Consider the following 17,456-nt stretch of genomic DNA (forward strand, 5'->3'; position numbering starts at 1 on the left):
CTCAACCTTTCCTCAGCAGTTGCTGCCCGTAAAAGGCTGCGCCCCAAAGGCCGCTGTTCTGGTCAGCCAGTAAAGATCCACACCCAGAGGGTGTGGCTTTGAAAAATCCCCCCATAGGGGGGACAAGGCCCTGCCCCCCAATAGGGGGCGGGCCAGGAAGTTGCGCCGCGGCTATGTTCCCTAATCGATTAACTGCAACTGTTCCATCAACTGCTCTTTCTTTTCCTGGTAGCGGACATACTTGCGTATCATGTCCGCATCCAAGCCTACCGTGTCTACACAGTAACCCTTCGACCAGAAATGATTGCCCCAGTATACCTGCTTGCGTAAATGCCGAAACTGACGGAAAATCCGCATCGAGCTCTGACCTTTCAACCGACCCATCAATGTGGATATCGCAAACTTGGGTGGAACCATCACGATCAGATGAACATGCTCCGGCTGCACGTTCAGTTCCACCACCTCGCGGCTGGAAAACCCGCATATTGCATGAATACTGGCTTCACAAGCCTCCTTTATCGCGCCGGTCAATACTCGGTAGCGGTACTTCGGAACCCATACAATATGATACTGACAATGCCATATCGTGTGTGATAACTTACGGAATCTGCTCACTGCTCCCTCCTTACGGTTCGATGTTGCGGCAACAACTCGATGTAAGGATAGCAGTGAGTGGCCTTTTCGGCCAGACCCATCCGGGACCGGCATAGCCAGTCCCCTTTACCCCACCCAAAGGGTGGGGGGTTTCTACAGCGATCTGAATGTGAGTTCCTTTTTTTATGCCCAATATTTTTAAATTCTCTTCAACCGGCCGATGAACAAATCAGACCTAGTGCGCCGGTATTCAAAGGAATATTGAGGTGGAAGGGTGAGTGGCCGCTGGTGTAGGAAAATCAGTTGACTGATCATCCCGATTCAAGAGATCATCAGCCAACCGAACGTTGACCCGGAGCATCGAATAAACGCAGGGCAAAACCGTTATGGCCAATAAATTTCAGATTACCGCACTTGTCAGCACGCTGCTCTTTTTATACCTGTCTACCGTCAACCTCGTTGCTCACGTGGGAAGCACCCTCTCCGTCCTGTTTGCGATTGCCGGCATCGTGCTCTACGCACGGTTGCCTTCCGGCATCACCATCGCCAAAGACGAAAAATGGGTGCTGGGCATGTTCGTTCTCTACGCCTTCGTTTACCTGCTTTCATTGGCAATCAACTATTTTACCGGCAACCTGCCGCAGTCCAGTCTAAAATATGTCGATGACGAAGCAAGGATGCTCCTGATCGTCCCCGTTTTCCTGTTGTTCCGAAGTATCCGCCTATCCGACGTTGCCATCTGGAACGGCATCGTCACCGGGGCGATCCTTTCAGGCATCCATGCCGTTGTCTTCTTTGTGGCAACCGATGGCAACCGGGCCAGCGGCTCGTATGATGCCATTGCTTTCGGTGACCTTTCACTGGCGCTGGCAGTCATGAGCGTGGCCGCCTATGACCCCCTGATTCAAAAACATTCAATCTACAAACCGATCATCGCCGCAGCATTCGTGCTCGGTGTGACCGCGTCGATCCTGTCCGGGTCGCGGGGCGCATGGGCTTCCATCCCGCTGCTCTTCGTCATCCTATTCTTATTTACGGCGAAATACATCGGTCGGGGACGGCGCATCTTCTTTGTCGCCTTGCTCTGCGGGATCGGCGTTGTCGCTTACCTGACACCCGCAACCCAGGTCGCACAACGCGTCGATTCAGCCGCTTCAGAGATCTCCGACTATTTGCGGGGGGATGTACACTATGGCGGGGCAACGGTACGGCTGCTGGGGCTGCAGGCATCCATGGCCATTTTTGCTGATTATCCCTTGATCGGCGCCGGACCGGGAAGCTACAAGCCAATGGTCATGCAGATGATCGCCGAGGACAAATTAGATGCGATGGCGGCGCGACACAGCCAACCGTCGAGCACCCTCTTTGCTGCGATGGCTTCCTGCGGCAGTTTGGGGCTGCTTGCATTCCTGGGCATGTTTGCCGCCCCCTTTTTGGTATCCCTCGCCTGGATCAGAAGACATCTCGCCTACAGAAATGTTGGCTATGCTCTGATGATGCTTAGCGCCGCCTTTTTCCAATTCGGGTTGTCGGAAGATATTTTCCGCCGCAGCCTTTTCACGAGTTTCTACATAATTATGGTAGCCGCCTTCATGGCCCTGGTCGCACAAATCAGAGACGTACACGATGGGCCATGCATTGATTCCCAGCGGTGATGCCGGCGCAACCATGGCAGGGTCATCGATCGGGTCGTCTTTTTCTTGCATATAGCGATGTAGAGAGATTGCTGGGTGTGTCGGTATCCAGGCGATCCAATTCGAACAGTTTGGCCTCCTTGAGAAACGAGGAGTAGGATGAACTGACCGCGATGATGAACCCCTGCATGCCGTCTAAAAAACCGGCCTTTAGAAGGTACATCTCGAAAAATTTACTGATCGGTTTGAATATCAAGCGCCACAGGTAAAAATGTTTACCCCTGTTAAAACGCATCAAGGCCGCAATGCTTGAAAATTTATTGATGGTATCCACTTGATGGGACAAATCCCTGGCAGTCAGGTGAATCAAGTCCCCTTTTATGCGTTTGACCTTTCCGTTTGCTATCAGTTTGTCATGCGGATTCTCCCCGCCCCAAACGGCCATGCCTCTGCGCACAAGCCGGCAACGTGCATTGGGATACCAGCCTCCGTGGCGAATGTTGCGATGCATATGATAGGTCAAGCGGGGGAATTTCACGCCGGCCAGATCGGGGTCGCGATCCAAGAGCGCTTCGATCGAGGCGCGCAGTCGGGGGGTGACCCGTTCATCGGCGTCGAGGCACAGGATCCATTCGGAGGTACATTTTGCAAGCGCCCTGTTCTTCTGCTCGATGTGGCCGTCGAAAGGATGCTGCGAGAATTGAACCTTGGGGTTGGCAAGGCAGATGCTTTCGGTGGCATCGGTACTGAACGAATCCAGCACAATGATCTCGTCTACGAAATCGCTGATGGAATCGAGGCATGCCTGAATGTTTTTCTCTTCATTGTATGTAATGATGGCAGCCGAGAGCGTTGTTTGATTGCGCATTGATCTTTTTCCAATTTATTGCGGTCGATGGGCCTTTGAATCTTTAAGGCAAGGTTTTCCTTTATAAAAAGCCGGTGATATTGTAAATACTTTTCCCGACGATGCAGTTCAAGGCAAGCGCATCGCCCTTTTGCATGGGTCGTATTGAAGGGATCAAACCGACAGGAAGTCGACATGCGCGTGCTTTGCATTACCAATCACAGTGATCGGCCGGAAGCCGAAACCTTCATCGGCCTTAAACAGCAGGGGGTCAACATCCAGGTGCTTTGCCCTTCCACGGCGCCCCATTTTCAACGGTTGCAAAAGGCGGGTGTACCGGTAACCGATTTCAAGCTCTCCGGCCGCATCGATGTACGTGGCATCCGGTTTATCAGGAAGGTGATCAATGATTACCGAATCGATATCCTTCACCTTTTCAATAACCGTGCGGTGTCCAACGGCATTTTGGCGGCCAGGCACCTGAGCGTCAAGATCATCGCCTATCGAGGAACTGTGGGCAACGTCAGTTATTTTGATCCGGGCTCCTGGATGACCTATCTAAATCCCAGAATAGATCGGATTATATGTGTATCCGAAGCCGTACGACAATTTTTCCTGCAAATGGATTGGATGGGACTGCGGCTGCCGGCGCAAAAACCGGTGACCGTTCACAAGGGGCACGATTTATCGTGGTATGCACAGCCGCCGGGGGATATCCGCCAACTGGGCATACCGGACGGTGCATTCGTGGTCGTTTGTACAGGAAGATTCAGACCACACAAGGGGATTCACATCCTCATCGAAGCGATGCGCTACATTCCCGCATCGCTTCCGATCCATTTGCTGCTCATCGGCGACATGAATACCCGCCCCCTGCATCGCTTGATTCGAAGGGATCCCCATGCAGAGCGCATCCATCTTGCGGGCTATCGAACCGATGCGCCGGCCCTGCAGGCAGCCTGCGATGTTGCCGTGCTGCCCGCCCTGCGGCGCGAAGGACTGCCCAAGGTCGTGATCGAGGCGATGGCCTATGGCGTGCCGCCGATCGTTACCGATTCCGGCGGCAGCTCAGAACTGATTGAAGAAGGGGTCAGCGGATTGATTGTCAAGTCCGGTGAATCCAAAGCCCTGGCCGATGCGATTCTATCTCTTTACCATAACCCTGAACAACGCGCCGCCATGGGGCGAAAGGCGCAAGATAGAATCGGAACCTGCTTTCGCATCGAAACGACAATAGCAAAAACGCTCGATATTTACGCGGATTGTCTATCGCGATGTTAAGGAACACATGAGGATTTTGCTTGTACAGACCAGCTTTCTCGGCGACACGATCCTTTCGACACCGGTGATTGCGGCCATTAAGAATCTATTCCCCCACGCTGAATTGTGGATGATGACCACGCCCTTGTCCGCCGACCTCGTCAGGCGGGATCCGCTGCTGGCCGGCGTCATCCGAATGGACAAAAGAGACCGTGACGCGGGCCTTTCTGGGTTGCTGCGGATGAGTCGCCGGCTAAAATCCATGGCCTTCGACCGGGTCTATTCGCTGCATCGTTCCTACCGCACCTCCCTGCTGCTCTGGTTGGCCCGCATCCCGCTGCGCATCGGGTGCCGGGATGCCAAGGGCAGCTTTTTCTACCACCGTTTGAAAGCACGCGATTTGACGCAGCATGATGTGATGCGCAATTTGTCGATCCTGTCTGGAGAATGCGAGATCGATCAAGCTTTTGCTCAAATGAGACTGTTCCCGCCCAATGCCACCGAGGTCAATGCAGAATTGAAACACGCGCTGCCCCCGGTCGGCCGCTATGCCGTGCTAGTGCCGGGCAGCGCCTGGCGAACCAAGATGTGGCATTGGGAAGGCTACCGGGAGGTGGCCCGCTACCTGTTGGACAGAAAAATCGGGGTTGTGATTCTGGGGGGCGCATCCGAGAAAGCGGTTTGCGACCAGGTTGCACGAAATCTTGACGTGGTCAACCTGGCTGGTTGCGGCACCATCTCGGAGGCGCTCTTTGTCATGCAACATGCCTGCGTCGTGGTGTGCAACGACAGCATGGCCTTGCACATGGCCTCAGCGCTCAAAATTCCCACAGCGGTTATCTTTTGCGCGACATCTCCGGCTTTCGGCTATGGGCCGTGGCAGAACCGTGCCACCGTTATCGAAAAAAAAGAGCTGCCCTGCAAACCTTGCAGGCGGCATGGATCGCTGCGCTGTCCCACCGGCACGGAAGCCTGCATGCGGGGCCCGGACGCATCGGCAGTGATCGACGCCGTCCGGCAGTTGATGGGCCGATAGGGTTCATTTCATGACGGACGGAAACGGTGACGACCACTTTCGGCTTTCCAAGGTGTAATACAGATTGGCTGCTTTTTCGCAATTATCACTGAACGGCTACGAGATCGGCGCCAAACGACCGATCACGCCGGTACAGGCGTCGCAGCTGCTCGCGGCGCTGCGGATCCAACCCCCACCGGCCGATCCGTTGCTGGGCGGCCGGCGCTCCGCATGGCGGATACATCTGAAAGACATCGGCCCCGTCATGGTCAAACATTACCATCGTGGAGGGCTTTTGGCCAAATTCATCTCGCGCCATTATCTGAGAACCACCAAGACACGCGGTCAGCGTGAGTTCGAGCAGATGGAGCTGGCCAGAAGTGTGGGTGTCGAGGCCCCGGAGCCGGTGGCCTATGCCTATCGCGGCCGCATTTTCTATCGGGCCTGGCTGATCACCCGTGAAATCGAGAACTCCCAATCCATGGCGCAATTGAGTCGCACCGCGCCCCATCGCACAGCTGACGCCATGGCAGCGCTGTGCCATCAAACACGTTTGCTGATAAAGCACCATATCATGCACGCCGATTTTCATCCCGGCAACGTTCTGGTCGATGAGGCCAATCGGGTATACCTCATCGATTTTGACAAAACCGGGGTATGCCGCCGCAACCATGCGCGACTGGCTTTGAAATACAGTCAGCGCTGGTGCCGGGCGGTGCACAAGCACGGACTTCCCCCGATGCTCCGCACACTCTTGGATCTGGGAACGCCCGGGGATTGATCAAAGGAGAAAAAACCGACGGCCCGATTGCGCCCACGACTGCGCTGAACGTCAGGTCGGCGCTGCTTTCAAGTCCATCGAAGCGTTCCGATGGTATTCCCAATTTTGGCCCTGTTCAACGAAAGGACGCTTTTAAGTGGTTTTCCAATGCGGCCATCACCTGCGCGGGACGAATGGCCTGCATGCAGGTGGGAACGGCGCACGCTTTGCGGTTGCACGGTGCGCAAGCGCATGTGGCACGGACCACGGTTCCCCTGAAGGGGCCGGTACGGCGGTGGTCCGATGGCCCGAACAAGGCGACCACCTTCTTTTCCAGCGCCACGGCCAGGTGCATGGGGCCGGTGTCACACGTGACGACCACGGCAGCGGCGGCAATCACATCGATGAGTTCCGGCAGGGAGGTTCGCCCTGCCAGGCTGTAAACGTCGTCGTTCGCCAAGGCCTGGATCATGGCGGCCATGGCCACATCTTCCGCTCCGCCGGTCAACACGCAGGGCAGCTGGTACGTTCGCCGGATCGAACGCACCAAATCGGCAAATCCTTCGACCGTCCAACGATTGGCCGGTTTGGTGGCGCCGATATTCAGCACCACGAATCGTCCGGGCAGCGTTTTCGGAGGCAGACCCGAGGACTTGATCCCCCAGCTGATTTCAGTATCATCAATGTTCAGATAGGCCCCAAACTCCAGGTATTGAATAAGCATATGTGCATTTGGATCCGCCGGCGGAATCCTTTCAAAAGGCAATAGCCAGGTCATCTCCTTGCATCGCTTGCGATCAAACCCGATCCTTCTGTCGGCAGCAGCAACCCAGGCGATCACGCCGGATTTCAAAATGCGCTGCAGATCCAAGACGATATCGAATTGTCGGCACCGCAGCCGGTGCAGCACCTCGAGCCAATTTTGCTTGCTGCCTCTGATATCAAAACGGATCGGCCTGTCAACCCAGGCATGGTCCGACAGCATCGGATAACTGAGCGGCGCCACCAGCCAGTGAATGCGGGCATTCAAATGTTTTTTTAACCGCATGGCCAAGGGAAGCGTATTGATCACATCTCCCAAGGCCCCCAACTTGACAATCAAAATATCCATCCAGCCTTTTCCATTTTTATGCGGTCTTTTTCAATACGCTTTGACGAGTCCTTGACCCTACGCCGAGGCCGGAACAGCGCGAGCGCCAGTGGGACGGCTATTCCGACAGCAGCAGTTGATCGAAATATGAAATGGTTCGTTTAAGGCCCTCTTCCAACGGAACTGCAGGCTCCCACTGGAGTTTTTTTTGTGCCAGGCTGATGTCAGGTTTGCGTTGCCTGGGATCGTCCAGAGGCAGCGGTTTGAAAACGATTTTGGATTTGGATCCGGTAAGGGCAATGATTTTTTCCGCTATCTGAAGAATGCTAAACTCCGTCGGGTTGCCCAAGTTTATCGGGCCGGTGATTTCATCAGATGATATCATCAATCGAACCAAGCCATCCACCAAATCATCCACAAAACAAAAAGAACGGCTCTGCCGGCCGTCGCCATAAATCGTAATGGGGCTCTCCTTCAGCGCCTGAACGATAAAATTGGAAACCACGCGTCCATCGTTGGGATGCATGCGCGGACCATAGGTATTGAAAATGCGGGCGACTTTAATTTTCAGGCTGTGCTGGCGGTGATAGTCGAAAAAAAGCGTCTCGGCGCACCGTTTGCCCTCGTCGTAGCAGGATCGCAGGCCAATTGGGTTTACGCGGCCCCAATAACTTTCCGGTTGCGGATGGACTTCAGGATCCCCGTAAACCTCGCTGGTTGACGCCTGGAGGATTCTGGCATTGATCCGTTTGGCCAGTCCAAGCATGTTGATGGCACCATGGACGCTGGTTTTAATGGTCTGCACCGGGTCATGCTGGTACTGAATCGGTGATGCCGGGCAGGCCATGTTGTAAATCTGGTCTGCTTCAATGTAGAGAGGAAAGGTAATATCATGGCGTAAAAATTCGAAAAGCGGATCATCCAACAGGTGCCGGATGTTTTGTTTCGTTCCGGTAAAGCAGTTGTCCACACAGATAACCTCGTGACCTTGATTGACCAGCCGATCGCATAAATGCGATCCCAAGAAACCGCATCCTCCCGTCACCACAACACGTTTATTTAAATGCATGACCCACCATCCTTATTGGAGGCGCCAACCGATCATCACGCTGCATTGCCTGGTTGCCATCGGCCGGCCACCTGAAATCGTGTCAGTTCACATTGAGCAACAACACCCCGGAAACGCAGGAAAAAACAAAATTGGCCATCCAGGCGGCTACCACGGGTGGCATCAATTCAGCATACCCCAGTGACAGACAAAAGCTATTCAAAATCCAAAATAAAAAAGCGACTCCCAGCCCATAGGTGATGCTCACCGGCATCCCTTCGCGCAGTTTTCCCCGCAGGACGATGCCTGTGCCGAGGGCACTGAGGAAAATGCACACGAACGGTGCGGCAATCTTGCTGTGATAGTCGACCCGATAGCGGGTGGCACTGTATCCCTCCCGCTCCACTTTTTCGATATAGCGCCCCAGTTCAGCCAGGCCCATTTCATCGGACCGTTGGGTCGCCTGGGCCAGATCATCCGGATTCAGGTCGATGTCGGCGTCAATCATCTCGTGCAGCTTGATCTGATGGGCGCCGGAAGCTTGTGTAAACAGCTGCTCGACGGCATCATCAAGCTGCCAGCGACCATTTGCGAACCGGCCAGACAGGGCGTCGACCCGCTGAACCAATCGGAAGTTGTCGTCGAAAGTATGAATGGTGATACCCTGGATGCGTTTTTCTGAGGGCGCATATCGCTTGATATGGATGATCTGCCGGGGGGCCCGCATCCAGATATCATTGGTCCGGGAAGCAAAGATGTTCTTTTTGCGCACCTCCTGAAGCCAGATCTGATTGGCATTGGCCATAAAGACCGGCACCAGCATTTCGGCAACCACAAACAACCCTGCACTAAAAATAACGCCGAGCGTCATTGTGGGTTTGAGCAGTCGACCGTAGCCGATACCGCAGCTTTTCAAAGCAAGCACTTCATTGTTTTTGGTCATCAATCCCAGAGCAACCAGAATGGACAGCAAAAAGCCCACCGGCGCAATTTGAACGAAAATAAACGGAAGCTTATATAACAGATAGACGACGCAGCGCGTTGCCGAGACGCCGGCATCCATGAAATTATCTATTTTTTCGATGAAATCGATGGCCACATAAATACTGAGCACCGCCATCAGCACAATCATAAAGCATGTCAGGATCTCCCTGACAACGTAGCGGTAGAGTATCGTCATTTTTTAACGATCCGTCGCCAGGCGGTGTTAAACAAAAGCGCCACGCCATTGAACAGGATCGGCCTTTCCCTGGCCGATCGAACCAGAAGATAAATACCGAAGCCCCCGAGAATCACGTTGGGCATCCACATGCCGAGCACCGGCGGATACTTTCCATTTTCTCCAAAGGCCGTACCCACTGAAAGCAAAAGATAGTAAAGCAGAAAAAAAAACAGGCCCAACCCGATTCCAAATGCCTTGTTGGAATTGCGGGTCTGAATGCCCAGGGGTACGGCCAGCAACCCCATGGCCAGACAGGCCACGGGAATCGAAAATTTCTTTTGATATTTCAACAGGGCACCCAAATAGGCCGATTGGTCAGCTTGGATCCGCTTCAAATAGGCCTTCAGGTCGGGCAGGCTCATTTCATCCGGCTTCCTGCCGGACGGGTCGCCTGGCGCCATGACATTCTTGAGATCCAAGCGGATGTCGTAGGTCTCGAAATCAATCGTGTGCGATGACCGATCATGTATGTCCAGCTGGTTGATCGTTCCGTCAAACAGCCGCAGATGATAGACCATTTCCTTGGGTTCGCCAAACAGCCTGCCCCTTCGGGCGACAACGGTGTTATTGACCCCCGAAGTGCGGCTGTCTTCAATCAGCACATTAAGCAGGTCGCCGCTTTGGGGATCAATTCTATTGACGTAAAGCATGATCTGTTTGAAATTGTCATTAAACGTCCGCTCCTTCAAACTGATATTCAGATTGGAGGTGGCCACTTCGAATAGCAGCGTCTTAAAACGTCCAGCCCCCGAGGGTACACCAAACAGGGTCATATAACCGGTGGCCAATGTCCCCAGCAAACTGAATACCAGCACAGGCGGCAACAGTCGGTAAATGCTTACGCCCCCGGCCTTGAGTGCCATGATCTCATTGTCGCTGGACATCCTTAAAAATGCCATCAGGACAGCCATCATAACCGACATGGGGATAATATACTGGAGAAAATAGGGCGTGGTATAAACCAGCAGCAGGCATACCGGCACGACACCGACCTTGTAATTGACGATCATGTCGGTGATGTCGAGGATCTGTTTCATCAGAAAAATAAACGAGAAGAATGCCAGGTTGATAAAAAAAGGCGGCAGCATCTCCAGAAGCAGGTAGCGAAAGAGAATTGAAAAAGGGTTAAGCATCAGATGTTCTCGCGGGGAGAGCCGGTCGCGTCATTTTCATGCAGGATGGCGTCATTCTCATCATCCGATTCTGCCTCTTCGGGTTCTGCATCCATCGGTCCGCCCGCCTCCAACTCATTACCGTCGTCTGCCATGTTTCTCCTCCTTTTCAGATGCCATAGACAAGTCCGCAGGCGGTCTTTTTTCCTGTTGGTTGGATCCTCAATTCTGGTATCAGCGTCTGCCGAATAGGGAGCCCAAAACACCCCGGATGATCTGTCGGCCGATGGTGCTGCCAATGGAGCGTGCAGCACTTTTGAACATGGCTTCTCCGACAGTCTGGCGCCGACCACCGCCGGAGGAGTGACGCCGCTGCTCATGATGCCGCATTTTTTCCGCCTCCTGGTCTTTGAGACGTTGCGTCTCGGCAACCTGAGCAACCGCTGCCCGCTGTTTAAGCATTTCGTAGGCTGATTGCCGGTCCAGGGCCGCGTCATACCGCCCTCGCATGGGGGATCGCTGCATGACCGCCACGCGTTCAACGTCTGAAAGCGGACCGATACGTCCTTCCGGCGGTGCGATAAGGGTTTGCTGCACCGGAAGGGGCCTCCCGTCATCGCCCATCACCGACACCAGGGCTTCACCGATGCTTAAGGTGGTGACCTTGTCCACGGTGTGGAACTGTGGATTGGGCACAAACGACGCAGCAACGGCCCGGATGTTTTTTTGATCTTTGGGTGTAAATGCACGCAGTGCGTGCTGAATTTTCAGTCCCAGTTGGCCCAGCACATTCTCCGGAAGGTCCATGGGGTTCTGGGTCACGAAATAGACCCCGACACCCTTGGACCGGATCAAACGGACCACCTGTTCGATTTTTTCCAGCAACGGTTTCGGCGTACCGGAAAAAAGCAGGTGGGCCTCGTCAAAGAACAACACCAGCTTCGGAACCGGCGGATCACCCGCTTCGGGCAGCTGCTCAAACAGTTCGGCCAGCAACCAGAGTAAAAAGGCCGCGTATAGGCGCGGTGCGTCGTGAATCAGCCGGCCGGCGTCGAAAACGCTCACCACCCCACGGCCGGAAAAGTCGGTCTGCATCAGATCAGCCAGCTGCAGGGCCGGTTCGCCGAAAAAGCGTTCGGCCCCCTGTTCTTCCAGCACCAGCAGCCGCCGCTGAATAGCACCAAGGCTGGCAGTGGTGATGTTGCCGTAAGCCGACCTGAGGGTGTCTGCATTTTCCCCCATCCATGCCAGCAATGCCCGCAGATCTTTCAAATCCAGCAGCAGCAGACCCTGGTCGTCTGCCAGGTCGAATCCGGCGTAGAGCACCCCTGTCTGGGTGTCATTGAGTTCGAGCAGGCTGCCCAGAAGCAGCGGGCCCATTTCCGAAATGGTGGTGCGCACCGGGTGCCCGGCTTTTCCATCCATATCCCACAACAAGGTGGGACAAGGCTGGCGGCGGTAATCGGGCAGCGCAAGGATAGCCAACCGTTCATCGATTTTGGGGTGGGGTGAACCCGCAGCGGCGATGCCGGACAGGTCTCCCTTTACATCCACGGCGAATACCGGCGTTCCCATCCGGGAGAAACCTTCGGCCAGGATTTGCAGGGTGACCGTTTTGCCGGTGCCGGTGGCGCCGGCCACCAGACCGTGCCGGTTGCACATACGCCCGGATTGGGTGACCAATGCGCCGTGCGCTCCGCCAATTGTCAGCATTGCAGGTGTCATCGGGGTCTCCATGGAAAAATAGCGTGCATCTACCCAATTGATGTCTTGGACTCTAAAGCATCCCGCGTCAAAAGAAAATGGAAAATGTGCCCGCCTAAAAGCCGTTTGGCATACCGGCCGGGTTATGATAAATTACCACGAATAAACGCGGCAGACGCATACCGGCCGCAGGAAATTGAATCCTCCCCGCCGCGAGCAGCGGGGGATGCGCTCGCTATCGCGGTTCATACAGGAGCAAACCAGCATGGAAGACGACCAGCCACCGACGGCGCCCCATCCCACTGACCTGACCGGTGGGCAAGGTGCGGCCATCCGTCAAATGACCATCGACGACATTCCCGCCATTTACCATTTGGGAGAGCGGCTGTTTACGGCAAGAAACGCCCCCAATGCCCATCGGACCTGGGACGAATACGAAGTGGTGGGGTTTTTTCAGACCGATTGCGAATTCTGCTTCGTAGCCGAAGATGACCATAAAACCGTGATCGGGTTTGCCTTGGGAACGGTCATCGAGAAGCACCATTCATGGACCTACGGATATCTGATCTGGCTGGGAGTTCGTCCCGATTATCAGAAGACCGGCATTGCCCAGCGGCTGTTCCGCCAACTCAAGTCCGCCATGATCGACGCTGGTGCACGTATCGTCATGGTGGACACCGATGCCGAGAATGCCGCATCCCTGCGGTTTTTTCGTAAAATGGGATTCAACAATTCCCGGCAGCATGTATACCTGACCATGAATGTGGACGACGACCGCCGCCGTCTGGAAGGCAGGCGTAAGGACCGGATCATCCGCTATACGGTCGACGATCATGAAGGGGAGCGCAGCGACCATGGCTAAACCGCAGAAACTCGAAATCAACCCGCGACGCCTTCAACAACTGCTGCGGAAAATGGTGAATATCTACAGCCCTCCTGGAAAGGAAAAGGACTTGGTGGATTTCCTTTACAGCTACCTGAAGCGCCATGGGCTGCCCGTGGTGCGTCAGACAGTGGATGAGGACCGCCACAACCTGATCGTGGAGCCCGACGACCTGGAGGCGGAACTGGTGCTGGTGGGGCATCTGGACACAGTTGAGGCCTACGATCTGGAGTCCTATGAATACAGTCTGGATGGCGATACGGCCGCCGGATTGGGCACCGCAGACATGAAAGGCGGCTGTGCGGCCATGATAGAGGCCTTTCTCACCCTGTGGGAAAACGGCCACACCAGCCGACCCGTTGCCCTGGCCCTCGTGGTGGGGGAAGAGGATTACGGGGACGGGGCCCAGCGCCTGGTCAGAGAGTACGACTTTTCAGCCGCCATCGTGGGCGAACCCACCGACCTGCGGCCCTGCCTGAGCCATTACGGTTATCTGGAAATCCAGTTGACCACTCAGGGTCAGCGGGTCCATGCCAGTCTGGCCCCCCAGGCCAACAATGCCGCTACCGCCATGCTCAGACTGTTGCTGGAGTATATTCAGCACTTCGACCGTGAACTGTTGGACGGGGTTTACAACCTGCGGGATCTGACCAGCGCCCGGTCCGGTTTTGCGGCGCCCGACAGCTGTGAGGCCTGGATCGATCTTCACCTTCCCGCGTTGACCCACATGGGGCAGATCACCTTTCAGTTGGAGGAGCTGCACACCAATTATCTGAAGACCAATACCCAGTGTAACGCCGCCATCCACTTCAACACCATCCACGCCGGCTACGAATTGCCCCAGAAGGGGCCCCTGGTGGATCTTTTGAAAATGGTTTACGACCGGCACCGGCTCTCCTTTTCCCCGACCAGCTTTCCTAGCCACAGCGACGCCAATACCCTGTGGGCGGCCGGGATCAAGCCCATCCTTTTAGGCCCGGGGCAGCTTGAAAAAGCCCACACCGCGGAAGAATCCGTGCCCCTGACCCAGGTGAAGCTCGCCTCCCAGATCTACATGGACCTGATTCTGGATTACGCCAGAGAAGCATAACACCGCTTGGTCGCGCGGCCAGCGTACCGGCCGACGGCCTCGGCGGCGCGCTCCCCGTCCACGGCGCAGGAGACAATACCGCCGGCATACCCGGCGCCTTCACCGCAGGGAAAGAGCCCCTGAACCGAGATATGCTGCAAGGTCTGCGGATCTCTGGGGATTCTCACCGGTGAGGAAGTCCGCGACTCAACCCCCACCACCAGCGCTTCGTTGGTCAAAAAGGCCTTCATTTTGCGATCAAAGGCCGTAAACGCCGCCTGCAGCCGCCCAAGAAGGGAATCCGGCAGCCACTGGTGCAGGGGCGAGGCTGCCACGCCTGGCGGGTAAGAGCAGGCCGGCAGACTGCTGGACGGGTGATCGTTGACAAAATCGGCCAGGCGCTGGGCCGGAGCGATCACCCCGCCACCGCCGTGGCGATAAGCCGCCTGCTCCAGGTCCCGCTGATAGTTCAAGCCGGCCAGCGGATCCGCTGCTCTCAGCCGGGGAAGGTCCGCCAGTCGGATCTCAACCACGATGCCGGCATTGGCGTAGGGGGAATTTCGTTGGGAGAAGGACATGCCGTTGACCACCACAGCACGGTCGTCCGTGGCCGCCGGTACGATGAACCCGCCCGGGCACATGCAAAAGCTGTAAACACCCCGGCCGTCCACCTGCTGGACAAGGCTGTATTCGGCGGCCGGCAGACCATCGCCCCGAGCTCGCCCATGGTATTGGATCCGGTCGATAAGCCCTTGGGGATGTTCGACCCGCACCCCCATGGCAAAAGGCTTGGCCTCCAGGCAGACGCGTTGCGCCATGAGCATCTCGTAAATATCGCGTGCACTGTGACCGGTGGCCAGAATCACCGCACGACCCTCAACGCGCCGCCGGTCCTCGAGAATCACCCCTGTCGCCCGACTTCCGGAAACGGACACCCCAACAATTTTTTGCTGGAAATGGAACTCACCGCCGTGGCCTTCAATGGTGGTGCGCATGGCGGATACCATTTCCGGAAGGCGATTGGAACCGAGATGGGGATGGGCATCACACAGAATACGGCCGTCGGCGCCGTGCTGGTGGAAACGGTGCAGCACCCGGCGGTGATCCCCCCGTTTCCGAGATCGGGTGTAAAGTTTGCCGTCGGAGAAGGTACCCGCCCCGCCCTCGCCGAAGGCATAGTTGGATTCGGGGTTCAGCAGGCCCCGCCGATTCAAGGCAGCCACATCCCGCCGGCGGCCCTTGACAGGCTTGCCCCGCTCGATCACCACAGGCTTAAGACCCAATTCCAGCAATCGCAGCGCGGCAAACAGGCCCGCCGGCCCGGCCCCCACGACGATCACCGGCGCTGCGGTGTGGACATCCCGGTAGTCGAAAACCGGACGATCCGGCAGCAGGGTTTCGTCGTCGGCATAAACACGCACGCCCAGGTGCACCTGGACCGCTCGCTTACGCGCATCGACGGAGCGGCGCACGATCACAAAGCGGTCGGCGGCAATCTGGCGGCCCATCTTGCGGGCCAGGGCACGACGCGTCGCCTCCGGGTTGGCCGCCTCCTGGGGCGACAGGCTAAGAAAAACCTCCTCAGGCATCGTCTATCTGGCTTTTAAAATTTCAAGCACGTCGGCAAATTTTTGGGCGGCCCGCTTCACAATGGCTTCCGCCTCCCGGGTGACCTGGGTTTTAAACGCATCGTCGGTGATGTCGGCCATGTTGATCATCACATTCTTATACGCTCCCCAGATCCCTGTCTCCAGGGCCTTGGCCCCGACCTCCACATCCGACCGCGATGCCGGATTGCCGTAGCGGGCCACTTCACAGAGAGCATCCCAAGCCCTGTCCCCCAGTTTCATGGTCGTCAGAGGAATGTCAATGGCTTTTTTGAGTCCGGCCTGCATCCGTTCGGCCCGATGCGTCCGCTCGGCCTCGGTGGCCCGGGGCAGACGAAGCGCCTCCATGAAGTCGTTGAAAGCCGTCGTGTCCGCGTCAATCATGGGAATCAGCCGAGCCGCCGCGTCATGCAAAGGCGGGATATTTTTTCTCATCTGAGCATCCACCGATTCAAACTTGCGCACCCCGTAGGTGAGTTTGCCCACCATGGCCCCCAGTCCGACACCCATGGCAGCCACGGCGGCCGAAACGGATCCGCCGCCCGGTGCTGACGAACGTGAGGCCACTTCCTCAATAAAGGCTCTCAGACTCAGGTCGGCCAGCGGTTCGCGCCTCTCTCCGGCCACACGATATTCAATGATCTTCTCTTGTGGGTCGAAAGGCGCCACACTGTTAAGACCCAGCCGTTCGACGGCCAACCGCACTTTTTGGTCTTCGTCAAGAATGAACAGGTTCTCTTTTTCCATGTAGTGTTCGGCGGCCATGAGAATCGAAGCCAGGGGGATCAGCCCGACAACTTCCGAGCCGGCAACACCGACATTCAATGCCGCGGCTTCCCTTTGCACCTCCTCGAAAAGGACGTGCATGGGGGTCACCTGGTAGTCGGTCAGGTTGACCGTTACCTGAGCCATGTTGTACTCATCCACGAACCAGCCCATACCCTTGACCTCTTTCAGCCGCCCGGGTGCATCCGGCCCGCGGCCGGCCTCGCGCAGGTTCAAGGCAATGCGGTGAGCCTGGTTGCTGGTGCCCAAGATGTTGACATTGTAGGCAATCAGAAAAGAACGCGCACCGGTGGCCGTTGCCCCCCACTGGGGCACAAATTCAGCCGGCCCGAAATCGGGTTTCCATTCGGGTTCCCTCAGGCGGCGGGCCAAGCCTTCATATTCTCCCTGCCGGATCTGGGGCAGCTTGCGGCGGTAGTCTTCGACCGCTGCCGCCTCGTAAAGAAAAAACGGTACGTCCAAGGCTTCCGCAGCCAGGCAGGCAAACGTTTTCGAGATCTCCACGCACTCGTCCATGCTGACATTGGCCACGGGTATGAACGGGCAGACATCCATGGCGCCCATGCGAGGATGCTCGCCTTTGTGCGTGCGCATGTCGATTCTTTGCCTGGCTACCCTGGCGCTGTTCAGCGCCCCCTGGATCACCGCCTCCGGATCGCCCACAAATGTGTATACGGTCCGGTTGGTGGACTTGCCCGGATCTACATCCAGCAGGGTACAGCCCGGGGTCTCTTTGATGGCAAGGGCGATGGCGTCGATGGTTTCACGGTTATTGCCTTCGGAGAAATTGGGGACACATTCAACAATTTTTCTCATATTCCACTC

At 56.3% G+C, this 17,456-nt stretch carries 16 protein-coding genes; 6 read left to right on the plus strand and 10 right to left on the minus strand.

The annotated features are described in order from the left end of the window. Window positions 1-180: 180 nt before the first annotated feature. Entirely contained in the window at window positions 181-615 is a 435-nt protein-coding gene (gene tnpA / locus R6V78_RS20515; RefSeq protein WP_410291259.1) for an IS200/IS605 family transposase, read from the minus strand. 365 nt (window positions 616-980) lie between these two features. On the opposite strand from tnpA, the gene R6V78_RS20520 reads away from it, so the two are divergent. Next, on the plus strand, window positions 981-2,249 hold the full coding sequence (locus R6V78_RS20520) for an O-antigen ligase family protein (protein WP_410291260.1): 1,269 nt from the start codon (window positions 981-983) through the stop codon (window positions 2,247-2,249). Window positions 2,250-2,271: 22 nt separating this feature from the next. On the opposite strand, the gene R6V78_RS20525 is transcribed toward R6V78_RS20520, so the two are convergent. Continuing rightward, the gene (locus tag R6V78_RS20525; protein ID WP_410291261.1) at window positions 2,272-3,096 is read right to left on the minus strand and encodes a glycosyltransferase family 2 protein; all 825 of its coding nucleotides are present in this window, start codon (window positions 3,094-3,096) and stop codon (window positions 2,272-2,274) included. Window positions 3,097-3,270: 174 nt separating this feature from the next. Here R6V78_RS20525 and R6V78_RS20530 point away from each other — a divergent pair, with 174 nt between their 5' ends. From R6V78_RS20530 to R6V78_RS20540, 3 genes are all read left to right on the plus strand, one after another. Further along, window positions 3,271-4,356, plus strand: coding sequence for a glycosyltransferase (locus R6V78_RS20530; protein WP_410291262.1), 1,086 nt, complete (start codon window positions 3,271-3,273; stop codon window positions 4,354-4,356). A gap of 7 nt (window positions 4,357-4,363) precedes the next feature. After that, on the plus strand, window positions 4,364-5,371 hold the full coding sequence (locus tag R6V78_RS20535; RefSeq protein WP_410291263.1) for a glycosyltransferase family 9 protein: 1,008 nt from the start codon (window positions 4,364-4,366) through the stop codon (window positions 5,369-5,371). 64 nt (window positions 5,372-5,435) lie between these two features. Further along, window positions 5,436-6,131 (plus strand): lipopolysaccharide kinase InaA family protein, encoded by a 696-nt coding sequence (locus R6V78_RS20540; protein ID WP_410291264.1) that lies wholly within the window; start codon window positions 5,436-5,438, stop codon window positions 6,129-6,131. Window positions 6,132-6,246: 115 nt separating this feature from the next. On the opposite strand, the gene R6V78_RS20545 is transcribed toward R6V78_RS20540, so the two are convergent. The 6 genes from R6V78_RS20545 to R6V78_RS20570 form a co-directional block, all read right to left on the minus strand. Then, window positions 6,247-7,221: a glycosyltransferase family 9 protein gene (locus R6V78_RS20545; protein WP_410291265.1), complete on the minus strand. Its 975-nt coding sequence runs from the start codon at window positions 7,219-7,221 to the stop codon at window positions 6,247-6,249. 97 nt (window positions 7,222-7,318) lie between these two features. Next, the gene (locus R6V78_RS20550) at window positions 7,319-8,269 is read right to left on the minus strand and encodes a UDP-glucuronic acid decarboxylase family protein (protein ID WP_410291266.1); all 951 of its coding nucleotides are present in this window, start codon (window positions 8,267-8,269) and stop codon (window positions 7,319-7,321) included. Between the two features lie 82 nt (window positions 8,270-8,351). After that, window positions 8,352-9,428: an LPS export ABC transporter permease LptG gene (gene lptG / locus R6V78_RS20555; protein ID WP_410291267.1), complete on the minus strand. Its 1,077-nt coding sequence runs from the start codon at window positions 9,426-9,428 to the stop codon at window positions 8,352-8,354. Next, the gene (gene lptF, locus R6V78_RS20560; RefSeq protein WP_410291268.1) at window positions 9,425-10,603 is read right to left on the minus strand and encodes an LPS export ABC transporter permease LptF; all 1,179 of its coding nucleotides are present in this window, start codon (window positions 10,601-10,603) and stop codon (window positions 9,425-9,427) included. The genes lptG and lptF overlap by 4 nt, the downstream gene beginning before the upstream one ends. Next, entirely contained in the window at window positions 10,603-10,737 is a 135-nt protein-coding gene (locus R6V78_RS20565) for a hypothetical protein (protein WP_410291269.1), read from the minus strand. The genes lptF and R6V78_RS20565 overlap by 1 nt, the downstream gene beginning before the upstream one ends. A 79-nt stretch (window positions 10,738-10,816) precedes the next feature. Then, window positions 10,817-12,307, minus strand: a complete 1,491-nt coding sequence (locus R6V78_RS20570; protein WP_410291270.1) for a helicase HerA-like domain-containing protein — start codon at window positions 12,305-12,307, stop codon at window positions 10,817-10,819. A 244-nt stretch (window positions 12,308-12,551) separates the two neighbouring features. Here R6V78_RS20570 and R6V78_RS20575 point away from each other — a divergent pair, with 244 nt between their 5' ends. Both R6V78_RS20575 and R6V78_RS20580 read left to right on the plus strand, forming a co-directional pair. Next, window positions 12,552-13,148: a GNAT family N-acetyltransferase gene (locus R6V78_RS20575; protein WP_410291271.1), complete on the plus strand. Its 597-nt coding sequence runs from the start codon at window positions 12,552-12,554 to the stop codon at window positions 13,146-13,148. Continuing rightward, a complete protein-coding gene (locus R6V78_RS20580; protein ID WP_410291272.1) occupies window positions 13,141-14,259 on the plus strand; it encodes a M20 family metallopeptidase in 1,119 nt (372 codons plus the stop codon). Before R6V78_RS20575 ends, R6V78_RS20580 begins: the two co-directional genes overlap by 8 nt. Here R6V78_RS20580 and R6V78_RS20585 read toward each other — a convergent pair. Continuing rightward, window positions 14,241-15,827: an NAD(P)/FAD-dependent oxidoreductase gene (locus R6V78_RS20585; protein WP_410291273.1), complete on the minus strand. Its 1,587-nt coding sequence runs from the start codon at window positions 15,825-15,827 to the stop codon at window positions 14,241-14,243. The genes R6V78_RS20580 and R6V78_RS20585 overlap by 19 nt on opposite strands. A gap of 3 nt (window positions 15,828-15,830) precedes the next feature. Next, a complete protein-coding gene (gene ftcD / locus R6V78_RS20590) occupies window positions 15,831-17,447 on the minus strand; it encodes a glutamate formimidoyltransferase (RefSeq protein ID WP_410291274.1) in 1,617 nt (538 codons plus the stop codon). Window positions 17,448-17,456 lie beyond the last annotated feature (9 nt).

The sequence above is a fragment of the Desulfosarcina sp. genome, assembly GCF_046496365.1.
GTDB lineage: Bacteria > Desulfobacterota > Desulfobacteria > Desulfobacterales > Desulfosarcinaceae > Desulfosarcina.

Excerpts from the sequence above, each read along its gene's own strand:
- R6V78_RS20585 (WP_410291273.1), bottom strand. The coding sequence starts at position 15,827 with ATGCCTGAGGAGGTTTTTCTTAGCCTGTCGCCCCAGGAGGCGGCCAAC.
- R6V78_RS20550 (WP_410291266.1), bottom strand. The coding sequence starts at position 8,269 with ATGCATTTAAATAAACGTGTTGTGGTGACGGGAGGATGCGGTTTCTTG.
- ftcD (WP_410291274.1), bottom strand. The coding sequence starts at position 17,447 with ATGAGAAAAATTGTTGAATGTGTCCCCAATTTCTCCGAAGGCAATAAC.
- R6V78_RS20535 (WP_410291263.1), top strand. The coding sequence starts at position 4,364 with ATGAGGATTTTGCTTGTACAGACCAGCTTTCTCGGCGACACGATCCTT.
- R6V78_RS20575 (WP_410291271.1), top strand. The coding sequence starts at position 12,552 with ATGGAAGACGACCAGCCACCGACGGCGCCCCATCCCACTGACCTGACC.
- R6V78_RS20530 (WP_410291262.1), top strand. The coding sequence starts at position 3,271 with ATGCGCGTGCTTTGCATTACCAATCACAGTGATCGGCCGGAAGCCGAA.
- lptG (WP_410291267.1), bottom strand. The coding sequence starts at position 9,428 with ATGACGATACTCTACCGCTACGTTGTCAGGGAGATCCTGACATGCTTT.
- R6V78_RS20545 (WP_410291265.1), bottom strand. The coding sequence starts at position 7,221 with ATGGATATTTTGATTGTCAAGTTGGGGGCCTTGGGAGATGTGATCAAT.
- R6V78_RS20525 (WP_410291261.1), bottom strand. The coding sequence starts at position 3,096 with ATGCGCAATCAAACAACGCTCTCGGCTGCCATCATTACATACAATGAA.
- lptF (WP_410291268.1), bottom strand. The coding sequence starts at position 10,603 with ATGCTTAACCCTTTTTCAATTCTCTTTCGCTACCTGCTTCTGGAGATG.
- R6V78_RS20580 (WP_410291272.1), top strand. The coding sequence starts at position 13,141 with ATGGCTAAACCGCAGAAACTCGAAATCAACCCGCGACGCCTTCAACAA.
- R6V78_RS20565 (WP_410291269.1), bottom strand. The coding sequence starts at position 10,737 with ATGGCAGACGACGGTAATGAGTTGGAGGCGGGCGGACCGATGGATGCA.
- R6V78_RS20570 (WP_410291270.1), bottom strand. The coding sequence starts at position 12,307 with ATGACACCTGCAATGCTGACAATTGGCGGAGCGCACGGCGCATTGGTC.
- R6V78_RS20520 (WP_410291260.1), top strand. The coding sequence starts at position 981 with ATGGCCAATAAATTTCAGATTACCGCACTTGTCAGCACGCTGCTCTTT.